Here is a 1,381-nt window from a genome sequence, read left to right on the forward strand (position 1 = left end):
ACATCCGATCAAACAGTGATGTAACCATCTACAGAAACGTTCGAAAAGATAACACTATCGTCTACGACAGCAATCGGTACTCTTTACCTCTTGGTACATACAACAACCAAAAAGAGGTCAGCATTGAGGCGAAGAGTGAAAAATTGACTATTATGACCGTATTTGGTGAATTTATCTGTGAACATCCAATCTCAACCGGCAGAGGTCAATTAATTAAGAGCACCAGTCATTCCAGAGATATTACAGACTCGATGGATAAAGCTCAGAATACCGTTGATGAGCTGTTATTATTTAAGGCAACAGATTTTCTGCAGACAATTCGAACAGAAAAAGCGCGCTATGCCCGTGATCAGTTCCGGTTGCTGCAAACATTATGTGATAAATATGGGATTGATGAAGTACTAAATGCCATCAAATATTGTGAGGTGAGCAAACTCTTCGGAATAACCTATGTAAAGGATTTTTTAGAGCACAGTGCCAAACCAAAACAAGTAATCGTCCTCAATGCTATTCCGGTTAGCAACAACAAGTACCATGTAACCACTGAGAAGCGCTCTCTGGACGTTTATGCAAAGGCAGGTGGCAGCCATGAATGAACGGATTGAACGTGTCAATGCATTAGTGTCAGGACTGCATTTGGGCCCTGTCGATTTAGAAACCCTTTATGCTAAAAAGAATAATCTCACGCCTCTCGAAAGCGTTGAGGTTTTCCTTTCAGAGCAACAACGTCTTCGGACGGAAAAGCAAAATCTAATTCGCAGAAGAAGAGCAAATCTACCAGCCGAAAAAACCTTGGAAACCTTTGACTTCGGATTCCAACGCAGCGTATCCAAGGAACAGATGCTAAGGTTGTCCGATATGACTTGGGTTGAGCAAGCGTTCAACATTTGTTTCTTGGGACCACCCGGTATTGGGAAAACACATTTGGCCTTATCCTTAGCGGTACAGGCTTTAAACCTAGGTTATGCCGTAGCTTTTACGACCTTGGATGAACTCATAATTACACTAAAAACCTCGCAAATCTCGACCGCCAGTAAGAGACGAATAAAAATATTCAACTCGGCAGCACTGGTTATTATTGATGAAGTTGGCTTCATGCCACTTTCTACAATAGAAGCCAACTTGTTCTTCGGTTTTGTGTCCTCAATGTCCGAGAAAACATCACTCATCATTACCTCAAACAAAGGATTCGATGAATGGGCTGACTTTTTAGGGGATGCCACAATTACAACTGCGATTTTAGACCGACTTATCCACCACTGCGAGATTTTAAACATGACAGGCAACAGCTACAGACTCCAACATAGGAAGACTATTACCCAGTAATAAAATGTTGTATGGTTTGTGGCGAAAAGTTGCTGGTTTTACTTGACTGCTTACA

General features: G+C 41.6%; 2 protein-coding genes. Both read left to right on the plus strand.

Features of this window, described 5'->3' with window-relative positions:
* A partial coding sequence (locus M8E35_RS26275) for a Mu transposase domain-containing protein (protein ID WP_445012482.1) occupies positions 1 to 596 on the plus strand: 596 nt, incomplete at its 5' end.
* A complete protein-coding gene (istB, locus tag M8E35_RS26280; RefSeq protein WP_252473922.1) occupies positions 589 to 1,326 on the plus strand; it encodes an IS21-like element helper ATPase IstB in 738 nt (245 codons plus the stop codon). The genes M8E35_RS26275 and istB, both read left to right, overlap by 8 nt.
* Positions 1,327 to 1,381: the final 55 nt, after the last annotated feature.

The organism is Desulfosporosinus nitroreducens (assembly GCF_023897015.1).
Lineage (GTDB): Bacteria > Bacillota > Desulfitobacteriia > Desulfitobacteriales > Desulfitobacteriaceae > Desulfosporosinus > Desulfosporosinus nitroreducens.

What these genes read in the sequence shown, in the direction of transcription:
- istB (WP_252473922.1), top strand. Translation starts at nt 589, where the DNA reads ATGAATGAACGGATTGAACGTGTCAATGCATTAGTGTCAGGACTGCAT.